The sequence below is a fragment of the Nocardiopsis oceani genome (assembly GCF_054777395.1).
Genome location: NZ_BAAHAR010000013.1, coordinates 1 through 17,394, shown reverse-complemented (window position 1 = coordinate 17,394; position 17,394 = coordinate 1). Strand labels below are relative to the sequence as shown.

General features: G+C 70.7%; 16 protein-coding genes and 2 pseudogenes. 10 read left to right on the top strand and 8 right to left on the bottom strand.

The annotated features are described in order from the left end of the window. Nucleotides 1-6 precede the first annotated feature (6 nt). The 3 genes and pseudogenes from ACYVDG_RS09365 to ACYVDG_RS09355 all read right to left on the bottom strand — a co-directional run. Nucleotides 7-207: pseudogene (locus tag ACYVDG_RS09365) on the bottom strand (IS982 family transposase); the annotation flags it as partial. Further along, nucleotides 174-1,046 carry an acyl-CoA dehydrogenase family protein gene (locus ACYVDG_RS09360; protein WP_460748346.1) on the bottom strand — a complete coding sequence of 291 codons (873 nt, stop codon included), beginning with the start codon at nucleotides 1,044-1,046 and terminating at the stop codon, nucleotides 174-176. The pseudogene ACYVDG_RS09365 and the gene ACYVDG_RS09360, both read right to left, overlap by 34 nt. After that, a complete protein-coding gene (locus tag ACYVDG_RS09355; protein WP_460748344.1) occupies nucleotides 1,036-1,890 on the bottom strand; it encodes an enoyl-CoA hydratase in 855 nt (284 codons plus the stop codon). The genes ACYVDG_RS09360 and ACYVDG_RS09355 overlap by 11 nt, the downstream gene beginning before the upstream one ends. Before the next feature lie 131 nt (nucleotides 1,891-2,021). On the opposite strand from ACYVDG_RS09355, the gene ACYVDG_RS09350 reads away from it, so the two are divergent. From ACYVDG_RS09350 to ACYVDG_RS09340, 3 genes are all read left to right on the top strand, one after another. Further along, the gene (locus ACYVDG_RS09350; RefSeq protein ID WP_460748340.1) at nucleotides 2,022-2,804 is read left to right on the top strand and encodes an SDR family oxidoreductase; all 783 of its coding nucleotides are present in this window, start codon (nucleotides 2,022-2,024) and stop codon (nucleotides 2,802-2,804) included. Nucleotides 2,805-2,945: 141 nt separating this feature from the next. After that, a complete protein-coding gene (locus ACYVDG_RS09345; RefSeq protein WP_460748337.1) occupies nucleotides 2,946-3,563 on the top strand; it encodes a TetR/AcrR family transcriptional regulator in 618 nt (205 codons plus the stop codon). Between the two features lie 18 nt (nucleotides 3,564-3,581). Continuing rightward, nucleotides 3,582-4,739, top strand: coding sequence for an acetyl-CoA C-acetyltransferase (locus ACYVDG_RS09340; protein WP_460748335.1), 1,158 nt, complete (start codon nucleotides 3,582-3,584; stop codon nucleotides 4,737-4,739). Nucleotides 4,740-4,821: 82 nt separating this feature from the next. Here the strand turns inward: ACYVDG_RS09340 and ACYVDG_RS09335 are convergent, their stop codons facing one another. The 5 genes from ACYVDG_RS09335 to ACYVDG_RS09315 form a co-directional block, all read right to left on the bottom strand. Next, on the bottom strand, nucleotides 4,822-5,877 hold the full coding sequence (locus ACYVDG_RS09335; RefSeq protein ID WP_460748332.1) for an NAD(P)H-dependent flavin oxidoreductase: 1,056 nt from the start codon (nucleotides 5,875-5,877) through the stop codon (nucleotides 4,822-4,824). Then, the gene (locus ACYVDG_RS09330; RefSeq protein WP_460748329.1) at nucleotides 5,874-6,611 is read right to left on the bottom strand and encodes a CoA-transferase subunit beta; all 738 of its coding nucleotides are present in this window, start codon (nucleotides 6,609-6,611) and stop codon (nucleotides 5,874-5,876) included. The genes ACYVDG_RS09335 and ACYVDG_RS09330 overlap by 4 nt, the downstream gene beginning before the upstream one ends. Then, on the bottom strand, nucleotides 6,608-7,465 hold the full coding sequence (locus tag ACYVDG_RS09325) for a CoA transferase subunit A (RefSeq protein WP_460748325.1): 858 nt from the start codon (nucleotides 7,463-7,465) through the stop codon (nucleotides 6,608-6,610). The genes ACYVDG_RS09330 and ACYVDG_RS09325 overlap by 4 nt, the downstream gene beginning before the upstream one ends. After that, entirely contained in the window at nucleotides 7,462-8,211 is a 750-nt protein-coding gene (locus ACYVDG_RS09320) for an enoyl-CoA hydratase family protein (protein WP_460748321.1), read from the bottom strand. The genes ACYVDG_RS09325 and ACYVDG_RS09320 overlap by 4 nt, the downstream gene beginning before the upstream one ends. 109 nt (nucleotides 8,212-8,320) lie before the next feature. Then, the gene (locus ACYVDG_RS09315; RefSeq protein ID WP_460748319.1) at nucleotides 8,321-9,061 is read right to left on the bottom strand and encodes a FadR/GntR family transcriptional regulator; all 741 of its coding nucleotides are present in this window, start codon (nucleotides 9,059-9,061) and stop codon (nucleotides 8,321-8,323) included. Nucleotides 9,062-9,217: 156 nt separating this feature from the next. Here ACYVDG_RS09315 and ACYVDG_RS09310 point away from each other — a divergent pair, with 156 nt between their 5' ends. The 7 genes and pseudogenes from ACYVDG_RS09310 to ACYVDG_RS09280 form a co-directional block, all read left to right on the top strand. Further along, entirely contained in the window at nucleotides 9,218-10,597 is a 1,380-nt protein-coding gene (locus ACYVDG_RS09310; RefSeq protein ID WP_460748317.1) for a glutamine synthetase family protein, read from the top strand. A gap of 82 nt (nucleotides 10,598-10,679) precedes the next feature. Continuing rightward, nucleotides 10,680-12,071: an aldehyde dehydrogenase family protein gene (locus ACYVDG_RS09305; RefSeq protein ID WP_460748315.1), complete on the top strand. Its 1,392-nt coding sequence runs from the start codon at nucleotides 10,680-10,682 to the stop codon at nucleotides 12,069-12,071. A 13-nt stretch (nucleotides 12,072-12,084) separates the two neighbouring features. Then, the gene (locus ACYVDG_RS09300) at nucleotides 12,085-12,849 is read left to right on the top strand and encodes a 3-oxoacyl-ACP reductase (protein ID WP_460748312.1); all 765 of its coding nucleotides are present in this window, start codon (nucleotides 12,085-12,087) and stop codon (nucleotides 12,847-12,849) included. Between the two features lie 59 nt (nucleotides 12,850-12,908). After that, nucleotides 12,909-13,607: a gamma-glutamyl-gamma-aminobutyrate hydrolase family protein gene (locus ACYVDG_RS09295; protein WP_460748310.1), complete on the top strand. Its 699-nt coding sequence runs from the start codon at nucleotides 12,909-12,911 to the stop codon at nucleotides 13,605-13,607. Nucleotides 13,608-13,656: 49 nt separating this feature from the next. Further along, the gene (locus tag ACYVDG_RS09290; RefSeq protein ID WP_460748308.1) at nucleotides 13,657-14,121 is read left to right on the top strand and encodes a hypothetical protein; all 465 of its coding nucleotides are present in this window, start codon (nucleotides 13,657-13,659) and stop codon (nucleotides 14,119-14,121) included. 99 nt (nucleotides 14,122-14,220) lie between these two features. Next, nucleotides 14,221-15,921 carry a hypothetical protein gene (locus ACYVDG_RS09285; protein WP_460748306.1) on the top strand — a complete coding sequence of 567 codons (1,701 nt, stop codon included), beginning with the start codon at nucleotides 14,221-14,223 and terminating at the stop codon, nucleotides 15,919-15,921. A 796-nt stretch (nucleotides 15,922-16,717) separates the two neighbouring features. Further along, a pseudogene (locus ACYVDG_RS09280) lies at nucleotides 16,718-17,394 on the top strand (HNH endonuclease signature motif containing protein); the annotation flags it as partial.

The window sequence follows — 17,394 nt, the reverse complement described above, 5'->3', positions numbered from 1 at the left end:
TCCTGGTCAGTGGTCGTAGGCGATCAACGATCGCTTCACCGGGGCACCGATCAACCAGTTGTGCCAGATCGCTGCGTTGAGCGCGCAGATCCTCTGACAGGTACGCGCCCACAGCCCTTCGGTGCTGCGGGCCGCGTGCCGCTCCAACCCGAGCTGGTTCTTCAGCGTCCAGATCACCGCCTCGATCCGCTGGCGCAGCCAGGACAGTCGGTCACCCGGTCGCGCAGCGCGGTGTCGGCCGGGTCCGCGCGCTCCCGCCACAGGTCGATCAGGCGGGACGCCGCGGCGACGAACCGGCCCGGGCTGCGCAGGGTCAGGCCGCGCTCGTCCCCGGCGGTGCTCATCGCGACCCGCCATCCGTCGTCGGGCGCGCCGATGACGTCGTGGTCGGGGACGAACACGTCGTCGAAGAACAGTTCAGCGAAGGCGGGCTTGCCGTCCAGCCGCCCGATCGGCCGGACCGTCAGGCCGGGGGCGTCCAGCGGGAACATGAGGTAGGTCAGCCCCTGGTGCCGCTGGCCGGAGGAGCGGAAGATCCCGAAGGCCCGGTCCGCGAAGGGCGCCCGCGAACTCCAGATCTTCTGGCCGCTGAGCAGCCAGCCGCCGTCGGTCCGGGTGGCGGTCGAGCGGATCGCGGCGAGGTCGCTGCCCGCGTTCGGCTCCGACCACGCCTGCGCCCAGATGACCTCACCCGAGGCCATGGAGGGCAGGATCCGCCGGAGCTGTTCGTCCGTTCCGTGCGCGAAGAGGGTGGGGGCGAGCAGGTTGATGCCGATCTGGTTGAGCCGCGCCGGGCCGCCGGCGGCGTAGTACTCCTCCTCGAAGATCAGCCACTCCAGGGGTGAGACGCCCCGGCCCCTGTACTCCTCGGGCCAGGACACCGCGGCCAGCCGCGCACCGTCCAGGACGCGTTCCCACTTCCGGTGCTCGGCGAAGCCCGCCTCGGTCTCCAGAGAGGGGAGCGGCGACGGGGGGACGTTCGCCCGCAGCCACGTGCGCATCTCGGCGCGGAACCGGTGTTCGGCGTCGGTGTAGTCAAGATCCATCGGAGGCCGCCTTCCTCATGCTCCGGGGGTCCATGCCGCCGAGGGAGTCCGTCCCGGTCTCGGCGTTGTGGGCGTGGGCGAGGTGGTGCAGTCCGAAGGCCGCGTCCATGCCGCTGCGCATCCCCTGGAAGTCCTCGGCCTGGTTGACGGCCTTCTTGGTCAGCGCGAGCCCGAAGCGGGGCATCGCGGCGATCCGCTCGGCCAGGTCCACGGTGTGCTGGTCGAGCTCGTCCCGGCCCACCACCCGGTTGACCATGCCGACCTCGTGTGCGCGCCGGGCCGGCATCCGGTCGCCGGTGAACAGGAACTCCTTGGCCACGCGCGGCGGCATCATCCACGGGTGGGCGAAGTACTCCACGCCGGGGATGCCCATGCGCAGCACCGGGTCGCTGAAGAAGGCGTCGTCGGAGGCGACGATCAGGTCGCACGACCAGGCCAGCATGAGGCCGCCCGCGACGCACGCCCCCTGCACCATCGCGATGGTGGGTTTGGGCAAGTCGCGCCAGCGGCGGCACATGCCCAGGTACACCTCGGACTCCCGGGCGAAGCGGCTCTCCGCGCCGTCCTTGTCCGTGTGGTCCCACCACAGCCCGGCCCTGCGGTCGAAGCTCTCGTGGGTGTCGCGCCCCGGGGTGCCGATGTCGTGCCCGGCGGAGAAGTGCTTGCCCGCCCCGGCGAGCACGACGGTCTTGATCCCGTTGTCCTCGGCCGCCCGGTAGAAGGCGGAGTCCAGCGCGTAGGTCATCTCCGAGTTCTGCGCGTTGCGGTAGTCGGGGCGGTTCATCGTGATGACGGCTACGGAACCGTCCTCGCCCCGCCGTTCGAAGCGAACGACTTCCTCCATGCGGGCCTCCTAGGTCTCAGCCTCACTGGCACGGAACGTGGTTCTTTCTAACAAGTGTTTGGTAGAGTAACATGGGAGAGCAGAACACGGCAGGCCCCGCACGGCGCAGGCCCCACGGAAAGGTCCACACAATGAGCGCAGCCCCGACCTACGTCCCCGGCCACGGCCTGCTCCGCGACCGCGTTGCGGTGGTGACCGCCGCCGCGGGGGCCGGGATCGGCGGCGCCACGGCCCGGCGCATGCTGGAAGAGGGCGCCAAGGTCCTGGTCAGCGACGCCCATGAGCGGCGCCTGCGGGAGACGGAGAGCGCGCTCAGCGCCGAGTTCGGAGCGGACTCGGTGGCGGCCGTCCCCTGCGACGTGACCCGGGAGGACCAGGTGACGGCCATGTTCGACGCGGCGCTGGTCAAGTTCGGCCGTGTCGACACCGTCGTGAACAACGCCGGACTGGGCGGCACCGCCCGACTCGTGGAGATGACCGACGAGCAGTGGCACCGGGTCCTCGACGTGACGCTGACCGGCACCATGCGCTGCACCAGGCACGCCCTGCGCCTGATGTCCGGCCAGGGCACCGGGGTGATCGTGAACAACGCCTCGGTCATCGGCTGGCGCGCCCAAGAGGGACAGGCGCACTACGCGGCCGCCAAGGCCGGGGTCATGGGCCTCACCAGGTGCGCCGCCGTCGAAGCCGCCGAGTCCGGCGTGCGGGTGAACGCCGTCGCGCCGAGCCTGGCCATGCACCCGCACCTGGAGAAGGTCACCTCGCCCGATCTGCTGACCGAACTGACCGACAAGGAGGCCTTCGGGCGCTACGCGCAACCGTGGGAGGTCGCGAACGTTATCGTCTTCCTTGCCAGTGACTACTCCTCGTACATGACGGGTGAGACGGTTTCGGTATCCAGCCAGCGGGCCTGAGACACGGGTGTCCAGTGGACACCGCAGCGTCCGCCGCGGCGGGCGGGCGCGAACGGTTCGCGACGCGACGAGGAAGAGCGATGGGAGGGCGTGGTGTGCTCCGGCCCGGTCCGCGTACCGGGCCGCAACACCACCGAACAGATGAGTCCACGGCGACGCGACGAGGCAGGAACAGCGGCGGCACGGGCGCGCAGGCGCGCGGAACTACTCGAGACCGCCGCGGAGGTGTTCGCCAACCGCGGGTACTCCACCACGACGGTCCGGCAGGTCGCCGACGCGGCCGGAATGCTCGGAGGCAGCCTCTACTACCACTTCGACTCCAAGGAGTCGATGGTCGACGAGATCCTCTCCACCTTCCTGACCGAACTGTGGGAGGCCTACGACGACATCCTCGGCCGGGGGATGGGCGTCCGGGAAACACTCGAGGCGCTGGTGACCGCGTCCTTCGACTCGATCGAACGGCACCGGCCGGCCGTCGTCATCTACCAGAACGAGTCCAAGCACCTCGGGACCAACGACCGGTTCAGCTACCTGTTGGACAGCCAGAAGCGCTTCCGGCAGATGTGGGTGGGCCTGCTGGAGAGCGGGGTCGAAGAGGGCGTCTTCCGCGCCGACCTCGACCCTCCCGTCATCTACCGGTTCATCCGCGACACCGTATGGGTCGCCGCGAGCTGGTACCAGCCCCAAGGGCGCTTGACGTCCGAAGAGATCGCCAGGCAGTACCTCGCCATGGTCCTTGAGGGGATCCAACGGCGCTGACCAACGAAGGAGACACCGGTGACCGACGCCTACATCGTCGACGCAGTCCGCACCCCCGTCGGCAAGCGCGGCGGCGGGCTTGCCGAAGCCCACCCCGCCGACCTGGGCGCGCACGTCCTGCGCGCCCTCATGACCCGCTCGGGGGCCGACCCCGCAGCCGTGGACGACGTGGTCTTCGGCTGCGTCGACGCGCTCGGCCCCCAGGCCGGGGACATCGCCCGCACCAGCTGGCTGGCGGCCGGTCTGCCCGAAGAGGTCCCCGGTGTCACCGTCGACCGCCAGTGCGGTTCCTCCCAGCAGGCGGTCCACTTCGCGGCCCAGGCGGTGATGTCGGGCACCTCCGACCTGGTCGTCGCCGGCGGCGTGCAGAACATGTCGCAGATCCCCATCGGTGCTGCCACCCGCATCGCCCCGGAGCAGTTCGGCCTCACCGACGGCCCCTTCCACGGCTCGCGGGGCTGGCTGGACCGCTACGGGGACCAGGAGGTCAGCCAGTTCCGGGGCGCGGAGCTCATCGCCCGTGACTGGGACCTGTCCAGGGAGGAGATGGAGCGCTTCGGGTACGAGTCGCACCAGAGGGCCCTGCGCGCCATCGATGCCGGTCACTTCACCAAGGAGATCGAGCCCTACGGCGACGTCACCACCGACGAGGGGCCGCGACGCGGCAGCACCCTGGAGAAGATGGCCGAACTGAAGCCCCTCGTCGAGGGCGGACGGCTCACCGCGGCCGTGTCGTCCCAGATCTCCGACGGCGCCGCCGCCCTGCTCATCGCCTCCGAGCAGGCCGTGGCCGAGCACGGTCTCACCCCGCGGGCCCGGATCCGCCACATCTCGGCACGCGGGGAGGACCCGATCCGGATGCTGTCCGCGCCCATCCCGGCCACCGCCCACGCGCTGAAGAAGACCGGCATGCGGATCGAGGACATCGACGCGGTCGAGATCAACGAGGCCTTCGCTTCGGTGGTGCTCGCCTGGCTGCGGGAGACCGGCGCCGACCCGGCACGGGTGAACCCCAACGGCGGTGCCATCGCGCTCGGCCACCCCCTCGGAGCGACCGGTGCGCGGCTCATGACCAGCCTGCTCGGTGAGCTGGAGCGCACCGGCGGCCGCTACGGCCTGCAGACCATGTGCGAGGGCGGCGGCCAGGCCAACGTCACCATCGTCGAACGCCTCTGATCCCCTGACCGCCGGCCCCGGAGCAGGGAGGCCCCCTTCGGGGGAGGGCGCCTCCCCGGCCCGACGGGCCCAAGGGCCCCGGTCAGCCGCGGACCAGGGAGCAGAGCGTCTTCTCCGCCTCGGCCACGATGCCGTCGATCAGCTCGGCGCAGCTCGGCAGGTCGTCGACGACCCCGGCCACCTGCCCCGACGCCATCACACCCGCGTCCGTGCGCCCGTCCACCAGCGCGGACTTCAACAGCATCGGTGTGTTGGCCGCCATCAGGACCTGCGACCAGCTGAGCCCACCGGAACGCCGCATCGCGACACCGTCCCGGAGCATCGAAGTCCAGGACATCCCCGACACCTTCCGGAACGCCGCTGCGCTGCCCAGCGCGCGCAGCAGCCGCCTACCCCGGCCCGAGCGCTCCAGGCCGTCCACCAGCCCGGTACGCAGCACCCGGTGCGGCAACCCGTCCACCTGCCGGGTCACCACCGTGTCCCCGGTCTCCAGGTAGACCTGCTTGACCTCGTCCGGGACCGCGCTGTCGGAGGTGAGCAGGAACCGGGTCCCCATCGCCATCCCCGCCGCCCCGTAGGCGAGCGCGGCCACCAGCCCTCGGCCGTCGAAGAACCCGCCGGCCGCGACCACCGGGATGTCGACGGCGTCCACGACCTGGGGGAGGAGCAGGGTGGTGGCGACCGAGCCGGTGTGGTCGCCGCCCTCACCTCCCTGCACGAGCACGGCGTCCGCGCCCCACGACGCGACCTTCTCGGCGTGGCGCCGGGCCCCGACCGACGGGATGACCACCACCCCGGCGTCCTTCAGCCTGCCGATGAGCTCCGGCCTGGGCGCGAGCGCGAAGGACGCCACCCGCACCCTCTCCCGGATGATCAGGTCGACGCGCTCCTCCGCGTCGCCGGCGTCCGCGCGCAGGTTCACCCCGAAGGGCTGGTCGGTGCGCTCGTGCACCTCGCGGACGGCCTCGGTGAGCTGCTCCACCGTCATGGTCGCCGAGGCCAGGATGCCCAGCCCTCCGGCGTTGGCCGTCGCCGAGACCAGCCGGGGCCCCGCCACCCAGCCCATGCCGGTCTGCACGATCGGGTACCGGCACCCCACCAGTTCGGTGAGGGGTGTGCTCAGCGCGGACGAGGTCATGCGGGGACCTCCCGGTCGCGCAGGCCGCCCGGGTCGAGGACGTCGCGCAGGACGCGCAGCTCCTCGTCGGAGGGTGTCCGGGTGACCGTGGCACCGCCCGCGGGGGCGGCGAGGTCGAAGCCGGTGCTGTCCCGGACCTCCTCCTCGGTGACACCGGGGTGGGTGGAGACCAGCCGTACCGTCCCCTCGGGGCCGCCGAAGTCCAGCACCGCCAGGTTGGTGACGATCCGGCGCAGGTCGTGGGCGTGCTCGGTGCCGACCCCGCTGACCATGTCGACCTCGTCGACGAAGACCCGCCGGGAGTGCTTGGGGATCCAGTAGCTGGTGGGGTTGCGGAGGGTGTTGCCGGGTGCCCCGCGCGCGCCGAGCAGCTGGGATTTCGGCTTCTCCCAGTCACCGACGCAGGAGATGTTGCTGCGGCCGCGGCGGTCCAGCTGCGAGGCGCCCATCATGACGTGGCGGCGGCCGTGCAGGACGAGCCACAGGTGGTCCCGGAAGGGCAGCCACCCCTCGGCCTCGCCGCTGTCGGGGTCCGCGGTGCGTCCCAGCGGCAGCGTGTCCCGGCTGACGAGCGGCCCTCCGTCCGTGGTGAGCAGGTCCGGTTCGAAGGTGAGCCGGGCCAGTCTGGCCCCGAGGACCGAGCAGGTACCCATGGCGGCGGCGAGGGTCTCTCCGTCGCCGCGCCAGGCGTCCGCGCAGGCGGTCACGCACACTTCGGCTCGCGTCGTCGTCATCGGTTGACCTCCCGCTGGTAGGTGGGCTCGTCGGCGTCCAGGTAGCGCGCACGGAACTCCTGCCAGAGCTCCGGGTCGCGGGTGGCCTCGGCGTAGCGCTTCTGGAAGGCCTCGTCCCGCCCGTAGTCGGGCTCGCACGTGGTGAAGTGCGCGCCGTGGGGGGTCTCCGCGACCCCGGTGACCATCGACCGGCTGACCAGCAGGGACTGGACCGGCCCGGTGAAGGAGTCCACCAGTTGCTCGCAGGACACGTACGAGCTCTCCGCCGCCTTCACGAAGAGGTCGTCCATGTAGGGGTCGGGGCCGAGGTACTGCCCGTTCCCGCGCCGGTCGGCCCGGTTCATGTGCACGAGCGCCGCGTCGAGGCGGAGCGCCGGCATCGCTACCAGCTCCTCGCCGTCCGGTGCGGCGGCGGGGTAGGGGGAGCGGACGGTGCGCAGCCCGGGGTTGACGCGGAGTACGTCGGAACCGCGGCCCACGGGCGTGGGCAGGAACGGCAGCCGGTGCGCTGCGGCGAGCAGGCCGAACATGAACATGCCCTCGTCGTACTCGGTGAACTCGATCCCGCCGCTCTGGCGGGCGGAGCGGAAGAAGGGCTCCAAGGGCACCGAGTCCATGGTGACGAAGGGGGCGACCACGCGCCGCACCTTGCCGTAGGCGCACAACAGGCCCACGTCCGGGCCTCCGTAGGAGACCACGGTGAGGTCGCGCAGGGAGGAGCGGCAGATCGCGCGGACCAGCGCCATCGGTTTGCGGCGCGAGCCCCAGCCGCCGATACCGATCGTCATGCCGTCGCTCAGCGATCCGGCGATCTCGTCGGGTGTCTTCACCTTGTCCATCGTGGCCTCGCTCATCGTGTCTCCGATCCGGCGAACGCGTCGCGGTGCCGGTCCCCGGCGCCGGTCAGGTTGAGTTCGAAGGTGAACCCCTGCTCGAACCGGTAGCTGCGCTTGACGTCGACCGGGTCGATGCCGTTCAGGGACTCCTTGGTGCGCCGGATGACGTGGGGGTCCTTCTCCGCGATGCGGTCCGCGACCTCCAGGGCCGCGTCGCGGAGGTCGTCGCTCGGGACCACGGACAGCACCGAACCGAAGGCGTGCAGCTCGGCGGCGGTCGCCTCGCGGCAGGTGTAGACCATGGCGCGCATCAGGTGCTGGGGGACGAGCCGGGCCAGGTGGGTGGCGGCACCGAGGGCGCCGCGGTCCACCTCGGGCAGGCCGAAACGCGCGTCGTCCGCGGCGATCACGACGTCCGCGTTGCCGACCAGTCCGATACCTCCGCCGAGGCAGAAGCCCTGGACGGCGGCGACCACGGGGACCTCGCAGTCGTAGACGGCCCCGAAGGCCGCGTAGCAGCCCCGGTTGGCGCCGACGAGGGCGTCGAAGCCGGAGGTGCGCTGCATTTCCTTGATGTCGACCCCGGCGTTGAAGCCGCGGCCCTCCGCACGGAGGAGGACGGCGCGGGTCGCGGGGTCACCGCCGGCGGCTGTGAGTTCGTCGGCGAGGTCGTACCACCCGCGTACCGTCAGCGCGTTCACCGGCGGGGCGTCGACCACGATCTCGACGACCCCGTTCGGATGCCTTGTGGAGGAGATACTCATGCACTTCCTTCCCACCAAACGTTTGTTAGAATTTGATGCTACCAGCAGCCGAGGGAAGGGGACATGCCGGTGGAGCTGTAGGTCGGATCCGCTTTCCGCGCCGGCCGACTCAGGCCAGGAACCCCCTGATCAGCGCCTCGCTGCCCTCCAGGTGTTCGCGCACCGCGCGCCGCGCGCCCTCGGGGTCGTGCTCCCGGATCGCCCGGACCAGCTCCAGGTGCTGGGTGTTGCTGTGCTCCAGGTTCCTGACCAGCATGGGCATGGCATCCAGCAGGTCGTTGACGCGCATGCGCACCTCGGTGAGCGCGCGGGTCAGGGAGGCCGAACCGGTGAGTTCGGCGAGCGTCAGGTGCAGGACCGTGTCCGGGCGCCGGTAGTCCTCTACCTCGGCACCCTCCACCGCTGCCAGCCGTTCGGCGAGCAGCTCCTCCTGGGCGGGGGTGAGCCCGGTCTCGGCGAGCAGCACGGCGGCGCCGGTCTCCAGGGCCCGCCGGTGGGTGAACAGGTCGTCCGGGTCCGTGCCGCTGTCGCGGAGCACCCGCTGGGCCTCGCTCCGGCTCGGTTTCGGGCGCACGTACGTGACGAAGGTGCCGCCGAAGCGGCCGCGCCTCGACTCCACGTACCCGGCCTCCTGGAGGGCGCGCAGCGCGTCACGCAGGATGATCCGGCTGACTCCGAGCCGCGCGGCGAGCTCCCGCTCCGCGGGGAAGCGCTCCCCGTGTCCGACCACGCCCAGCCTGATCGCCGACAGCAGCCGCTCCACCGTCTCCTCGAACGGGTTGACGGTCCGGACCGTGCGGAACACGGCCTCGGTGGCCGCCCCGGACACCCCGTCGGTTGAAAGGTCCACGCTCGTTCCTTATTGCTGCTGTGATGGGTGGAAATTTTCCGTGTTCCGGGTATACCACCCCATTGACACGCCCGGTCGCCCCTGATTGCATGTTCCACCATTGGTCTGAACTCGAACCATACTCCCATGCGCCGCGGCGCGGACAAGGAGCCCCAGGTGCGGACGAACGACAGTCTCCCCCCACTGTCGCTGGACCAGCTCAGGATCGAGGCCGCCTCAGGCGAGGTGGACACCGTCCTGGTCGCCTTCACCGACATGCAGGGACGTCTCCAAGGCAAGCGGCTCTCCGCCCGCTTCTTCCTGGAGGACGCACTGGACCACGGAACCGAGGGCTGCAACTACCTGCTCGCCGTCGACGTGGACATGAACACCGTCGACGGCTACGCCATGTCGTCCTGGGAGACCGGATACGGCGACTTCGTGATGGTCCCCGACCTGAGCACCCTGCGGCGCACCCCCTGGGCCGAGGGCGCCGTCATGGTCACCGCCGACCTCGCCTGGCACGACGGCACCCCCGTCGCGGCCTCGCCCCGCCAGGTCCTGGACCACCAGCGCCGACGCCTGGCCGAACGCGGCTGGCAGGCCCACTCGGGCACCGAACTCGAGTTCATCGTCTACCGGGACTCCTACGAGCAGGCCTGGAGCAAGGCCTACCGGGACCTCACCCCCGCCAACCAGTACAACGTCGACTACTCGGTCCTGGGCGGCGCCCGCGTCGAACCCCTCCTGCGCCGCGTCCGCAACGAGATGACCGGCGCCGGACTCTACGTGGAGTCGGCCAAGGGCGAGTGCAACCTCGGCCAGCACGAGATCACCTTCCGCTTCGACGAGGTCCAGCGCACCTGCGACCAGCACAGCGTCTACAAGAACGGGGCCAAGGAGATCGCCGCGCAGGAGGGTATGGCGCTCACCTTCATGGCCAAGCCCAACGAGCGCGAGGGCAGCTCCTGCCACATCCACCTGTCCCTGCGCGACGAGGACGGAACCCCGGTCCTGGCCGACGCGGAGGCCGCTTCGGAGGCCGGCCTCTCCGAGACCGGACGCCACTTCCTCGGCGGCCAGCTCGCCGCACTGCGCGAGTTCACCCTGATGTTCGCGCCCAACATCAACTCCTACAAGCGCTACGTCCCGGACAGCTTCGCGCCCACCGCCGTCGCCTGGGGCGTGGACAACCGCACCTGCGCCCTGCGCCTGGTCGGCCACGGCCCGTCCCTGCGGGTGGAGAACCGGGTCCCCGGCGGCGACGTCAACCCCTACCTGGCCAGCGCCGCGATGATCGCGGCCGGGCTCCACGGGGTCGAGCACGCCATCGAACCCGGCGAACCCCTCACCGGCAACGCCTACGCCTCGGACCTGCGCAGCGTCCCCACCACCCTGCGCGAGGCCCTGGGCCTGTGGGAGGGCAGCGCACTCGCCCGCGAGGCCTTCGGCAAGGAGGTCGTCGCCCACTACGCCAACCACGCCCGGGTCGAGCTGGCCGCCTTCGACGCGGCCGTCACCGACTGGGAGCTGTTCCGGGGCTTCGAACGGCTGTAGCCGATCCTCCTCCGGGAGGCGGGGACGGGGCAGTGGAGGCAGACGAAGCAGTGGAGGCAGCGGCATCAGGGAGGGAAACCCAGTGAACACCAGCGACAGCACACCGGCCGGACAGCGCGAGCAGAAAGTGGTCGACCCGGCCACCGAGGAGGTCATCGCCACCGTCCCGCTCGCCTCCGCGGCCGAGACCGACGCCGCCGTCGCCCGCGCCGCTGCTGCCTTCCCCGCCTGGCGGGACACCCCGCCCGGTGAACGCGCCCGGCTCCTGCGCGCCGTCGCCGACCGCGTCGCGGCCCACGGCGAGGAACTCGCCCGCCTGGAGGTACGCAACGCCGGGCACCCGATCGGGCAGGCGCGCTGGGAGGCGGGCAACGTCTCCGACGTGTTCGCGTACTTCGCCGGTGCGCCGGAGCGCGCCGCGGGACGCCAGATCCCCGTCCCCGGGGGCTGGAGCGTCACCTTCGCCGAACCCCTCGGGGTGGTCGGCGTCATCGTCCCCTGGAACTTCCCCATGCCGGTCCTGTCCTGGGGCACGGCACCCGCCTTGGCCGCGGGCAACACCGTCGTGGTCAAACCCGCCGAACTCACCCCGCTCACCGCGCTGCGCATCGGCGAACTCGCCCGGGAAGCGGGCCTGCCCGACGGGGTCCTGCAGATCCTCCCCGGCGCTGGACCGGTGACCGGGGACCGCCTGGTGCGCCACCCCGACGTCGCCAAGACCGTCTTCACCGGCTCCACCCGGGTCGGCAAGGGGATCATGGCGGCCGCCGCCGAGGACCTCACCCGCGTGACCCTCGAACTCGGCGGCAAGAGCCCCAACATCGTCTTCGCCGACGCCGACCTTGAGCGGGCCGCGGCCGCCGCGCCCATGGCCGCCTTCGACAACGCCGGACAGGACTGCTGCGCCCGCTCCCGCCTGCTCGTCCAAGCCGACGTGTACGAACGCTTCCTGGAACTCCTCCGCCCGGCCGTGGAAGGGGTCGCGGTCGGCGACCCCGGAGACCCGGACACCGCTGTGGGCCCGCTGATCAGCGCCGCCCAGCGCGACCGCGTCGCCGCCTACGTCGACGGCGCCGAGACCGCCTTCCAAGGGAGCGCGCCCCAAGGTCCCGGGTACTGGTTCCCGCCCACCGTGCTCACCACCCGCGACCCCGCCGAACCCGCCTTCCGGGAGGAGATCTTCGGCCCCGTCCTGTCCGTACTGCCCTTCGACACCGAGGAGGACGCGGTACGCATCGCCAACGACACCGAGTTCGGGCTGGCCGGGTCGGTGTGGACCCGCGACATCGGCCGCGCCCTGCGGGTTTCCCGCGCGGTCCGGGCCGGGAACCTCTCGGTCAACTCGCACGCGGCGGTGCGGTACTGGACGCCCTTCGGCGGGATGGGCCAGTCCGGCATCGGCCGCGAGCTGGGCCCCGACGCCCTGGACGCGTTCACCGACACCAAGACCGTCTTCCTCGCCGACGACACCTGATCAGGAGACCGCCATGAACCGATTCGAGCACCGTGTCGCCGTCGTCACCGGCGCGGCGGGCGGCATCGGCCGCGCCACCGCGCACCGGCTCTCCGAAGAGGGCGCGACCGTCGTCGCCGTCGACCTGGACGAGGAGGGCGGCAAACGCGTGGCCGAGGAGACCGGTGGAGGTTTCATCCGGGCCGACGTCACCGACGAGGCCGCGGTGGAGGCCCTGTTCTCCCAGGTCCGCGACGAGTACGACAGCGTGGACGTGGCCTTCAACAACGCCGGGATCTCACCGCCCGACGACGACTCCATCCTCACCACCGGGATCGACGCCTGGAAGCGCGTCCAGGAAGTCAACCTCACCTCCGTCTACCTGTGCTGCAAGTACGCCCTGCCCCACATGCGCGAGCGGGGCAAGGGGGCGATCGTCAACACGGCGTCGTTCGTCGCCACGATGGGAGCGGCCACCTCCCAGGTGTCCTACACCGCCAGCAAGGGCGGTGTGCTCGCGCTCAGCCGCGAGCTGGGCGTGCAGTTCGCCAAGGAGGGGATCCGCGTCAACGCGCTCTCCCCGGGTCCGGTGAACACGCCCCTGCTGCAGGAGCTGTTCGCCAAGGATCCCGAACTCGCCTCCCGCCGCCTGGTCCACGTCCCGCTGGGCCGCTTCGCCGAGGCGACCGAGATCGCCGCTGCCGTCGCCTTCCTGGCCAGCGACGACGCCTCGTTCATCACCGCGTCCAACTTCCTGGTCGACGGCGGGATCTCCGGCGCCTACGTCACCCCGCTCTAGGGAACGGCCACACCGCATCCGCCACCACCGAGCCCGCACCGCTGGAAGGGGAGGGACCCGTGCCGCCCGTCGTCGGGATCACCGCCTACGCCGAACACGCCCGCTGGGGCGAGGCCTGGGAGCTGCCCGCCACCCTGCTGCCACAGCACTACGTCGACTCCGTGGCCGCCGCGGGGGCGATCCCCCTCCTGCTGCCGCCCGTGGCCGGGATCGCCGGGGTGGTGGACCGCCTGGACGGGCTGCTGCTGGCCGGGGGCGGCGACATCGACCCCGGCCGCTACGGCGCACCGACCGGCGCACACACCGCCGGGGTGCAGGCGGGCCGCGACACCGCCGAAGTGGACCTGCTCTCCGGGGCACTGGCCCGCGGCCTGCCGGTCCTCGGGATCTGCCGGGGCATGCAGCTGCTCAACGTGTGCCGGGGCGGCACCCTGCACCAGCACGTACCCGACGTGGTGGGCAACACCGAGCACCGCCAGCGGACGGGGGTGTTCGACCCCCACCCGGTCACCGTCGCCGAACACTCCCGCACCGCACAGGTACTGGGCCGCACCATGCTCGACGTGCCCACCTACCACCACCAGTCCGTCGCCGACCTGGGCCGGAACGTGTCCGCGACCGCCTGGGCCGACGACGGGACGGTGGAGGCGCTGGAGTACACGGACGTGTTCAACGTGCTCGGTGTGCAGTGGCACCCCGAGATGGGCACCGACCCCAGCCTCTTCGCTTGGCTCACCGAACGCTCCGCCGCACCCTGATGACCGGATACCGTCTGTTCCCGATCAACTAGAGGTTCTGGGAGTCGGTATGAATCGTGCAGAAGCTTCGCTTTCCTCTGGTGGTCCGCCTACTCCTGCCCGCTGGCGGATAACGACCGCGTCCGTCCTCATGTGGCTGGCCAGCGCGAGTGCCCTGGCCGCAGCGGCCAGTGGACTGCCGGAGGTCATGGAGGCCGGTCCCGATCGGCTCATGGCCGAGACCTGGCGGCTGTACGGGTTCCTGGTCTTCGCCGCCCTCTTCGCCCTGCTGGCGCTGCGGCCGCTGGCCTACGCCTGGGTGTGGGAGATCGTCATCCTGAACAAACTCCTGCTGGCCGTGACCGCGACCGGGTTCGCCATGGGCTGGTTCGGCCCGGGACAGGTGGCCGACGCGGGTGCGGCCGCGATCGCCGACAGCGCCCTCGTCGTGGTCGTCGGCGCCGCCTATGTCCTGTGCCGCGGCTGGCGGGCGCGGGCCGGGCAACCGAGGGCCGCGGACACCCCGCCGGCCTGAGTGCCCCGAGAGATCCCTGGCCCCGGTGCGTAGCCGGCCACCGACCCCCTGCTAGGTTCTGCGGCGGCGCAGCGCACACGACGGTTGGGGGAGAGCCCGGTGACGGGGGAGAGGCAGCACGGACGGCTGCGGAACGTGTTCGTGTGGTCGGGCGCCGGGCTGCTGGCCGGTGCCCTTCTCTGGGCCGCGGTGGTGGTCACCGCCAACGACGGGAGAGTGCTCGAGGAACTCGGCGGCTGGTGGGCCGTCTCTGCCCTCATCGCCCTCCTCGTCCTCGTGTTCGGTGTGGGCTGGGACCGCGGCACGGAGCGCAACACCGTCCCGTTCGTGTTCTGGATGTGCCCGGCGATCGGGACCGGGCTGCTCATGACCTGGTTCGCGTTCCCGCGGGACTCGTTCGAGGCCACCACGGACGGTCCTTGGTCGTTCGATCCCTCGCCGACCGCCGTGCAGCTGTGGCTGGTGGTCTGCGCGATCGCCCTCGGCTGCCTCCTCATGCTGGCCGGGTGGGGCAGGGCCGACCCCCGGCCGTTCCGCCGGACCATGCCCTTCCTCGGCGCGGGTGCGTTGGCAGTGGCACTGGCCGGTGCCATGGTCGCCCAGTTCCTCGTTCCCCTGGTACCGCACCGGGAGGCAGACCGGGCGGGCGAGCCCGAACCGGTCCCTGCTGAGGTGTCGGACTTCGGATGGACCTGGCGGCCGCCGATGGACACCGAGATCGTCGAAGTACACCCGGGCACCCACGGACCGCTCGTGCTGCTCCGCAACGGTGTCGTGGCCCTGGACGGATCGGACGGCACCGAAGTCTGGTCCTACCGGCGCCCCTACGACAGTGTCAACGACGTGTGGCGGGAGGGCGGCCGCGTCCATGTGAGGTACCGGGTCGGGACCGACGACGATGACGGCGGCGAGAGCCAGGAGCACTTCGAGACAGCGGAACTGGACGCTGCGACCGGTGAGCTGGCCGAAGAGGCCTCCGACGCGCTGCCACCGCCGCCCAGCTGGGTGGACGAATACGGCAGGGAGCAGGTGGACGAGGCGCTGTCACTGCCCGAGAACTGCGTGGTTGCGCGCACCGCCGGCTACGGATACCGCCTGGTCGGAGTCGTCGGCTGCGTCGACGAGGAGTTCACCGAGCCGGCGGTCGAGGCCGGGGACCCCTTCGGCTGGGAAGGGGCCGGTGTGGAGGCCATGATCGTGGCGGTGGACCCCGAGGAGGAGAGCGAACTCTGGCGCACGGAGTGGTCGGTCCCGGCCCCGGCCAGGGCTCCCCGCCTCACCGAGGCCCCGGCGGATACCGCCGATCCTCCGATCATCGTGGAACGCGGCCCCGAAGAACGGACCGTGGTGCTCGACCCCGACAACGGGAGCGAGCTCGTGGCTCTCCCCGAGGGCCTGGAAGAGAGCGAGGACCACATCGGCCTCGCCCACGCCGACGAGACCGGGACCGTTGTCGCGGTCGACACCGACGACCTCCAGACCACGTTCCACCGGGCCGACGCCTCAGGAGAGATCACCGACACGGCCGTGGTGGAGGAGGCCTTCCTGCACGACACCGTCGGCAGCCGCGGCATCGCGCTACTCGACGGCGCCCTGGTCGTCGCCAGGACCTACGGCCATGGGGAGGAGATCCAGGTTGCGGTGTTGGTCGCCCCCTTCGGCGAGACCTCCCAATGGAACGAGGAGTCCGTGTTCCAACCGGAGGCGCGGAGTACCGACGGCGCCTTGGCGGTCCCGGGCTCGCTCGTGGTCACCATGGAGGACGACGACTCCCAGATCCTGGCCGGGCTCGTGCCGTGAACCCATGCCTCCATGGCTTTTCGCGGTGGCCTCGGATTTCATGCTGGCAAGCGAAGCCCACCTGTTTGCACGAAACACCCGATTCAAGCAGAACCCGCTATTCGGATCCATGCCTAGCTGGCCGCACTGAAAACGCAAAACTAAGAACGAGGAACTAAAACGGTTTTGCGGGGTAGTCTCTATGGTTTGGGTTCCCTCCTTTCCCGCCGCCCGATTGTGGCCGTCTCCGCTGCGCGCGTCAAGGTCGTCGCCATCGAGCGCTTCGCGCGTCATTGGCGCTCCACCTTGACACGCTTCGCTGCGACGGCGGGTTGGCGTCTATGGGAAAGAGGGGCCGGGTGGTTGAGGTCAAAGCCATTTCGGGCTTCGCCCGAAAACTGATTCTGTCGGCCTGGCGGCCGATGCCTGCCCCTGCGCCGGAGCGTTGACGCCTGGCGGTGTCGCGGCTGGTCATGCTCTGCTGCGAACGCCGAACAGCGTGGCCTGCGGCCGGGTGGGCCATTCCGCCGGAGCGGTGACGGGTCGGGTGTCGCGGCCGGTCAATGCTGGAGGCGAAAACCCCAATGATCTTGCCCCTGTCTCCACCCTCGACCATCGAGAGTGGAGACAGGGGCAAGATCATTCCCGCCCTGGCGTGCATATGTCCGCTTTGCCTGGGAATGCGCAAGGGGGGTGTTCGCTCCTTTCCTGGAAAGCTTCTCCTTGGGAAACAGAAAGGCGGGCTAGAGTGGCCGGGTAAGTGTTTTATCACTCCCAGGATAGGTCATTTCCGGAGTGTTATTGATATCCTTGAACCATGACTTCTTCTTTCGGGCAGTGCGGGAACACGGCGGGCAATACCCCCGCCGCGACCGCCATGAGTGCTGCCCGGAAGAACATCGCTTCGGAAATGGGCGAGGTGCCCCCGGCCGGTGCGGCCGGTGAGGTCCTGGACGTGATCTCGCAGGTGTGCGACGACATGGAGCAGGCCCAGCTCGCGATGCTGCTGCGTCTGGCCCAACTGGAGGCGGCCGGCACGTTGTTGGAGGCGGGTGGGCAGAGCTCGGTGCAGAACTGGCTGATCCACTCGGTGGGGATGGTCCCCGGTGAGGCCAACGGGCGCGCCGAGCTGGCCAGGCGCCTGTTCGCCCTGGAGCTTCCCGCCACCCGCCAGGGCTTGGACTCTGGGTTGTTGTCGATCGGGGAGGCGGTGGCGGTGTGCCGGGCCGCTGAGAGGGCGGTGGGGGCGCGCAACACCGGCCGCCACCCCGACGCCGGGGAGTTTCGGCGGATGATGGAGGCCGGGATCGTGGCTGCTAAGGCTAAGGAGCCGGCGATGTCGACCTCCCACATCGCCCGGCTGGGTCGGGAGCTGTTGGCCCAGTACAACCCCGCTGTGGTGGAAGAGCAGTACCAGGCTGCCTTCGATGCGCGTGGTGCGCGCCTGGTGCGTACCTTTGATGCGACCTTCATGGTCGAGCTGTGGGGTCCGAG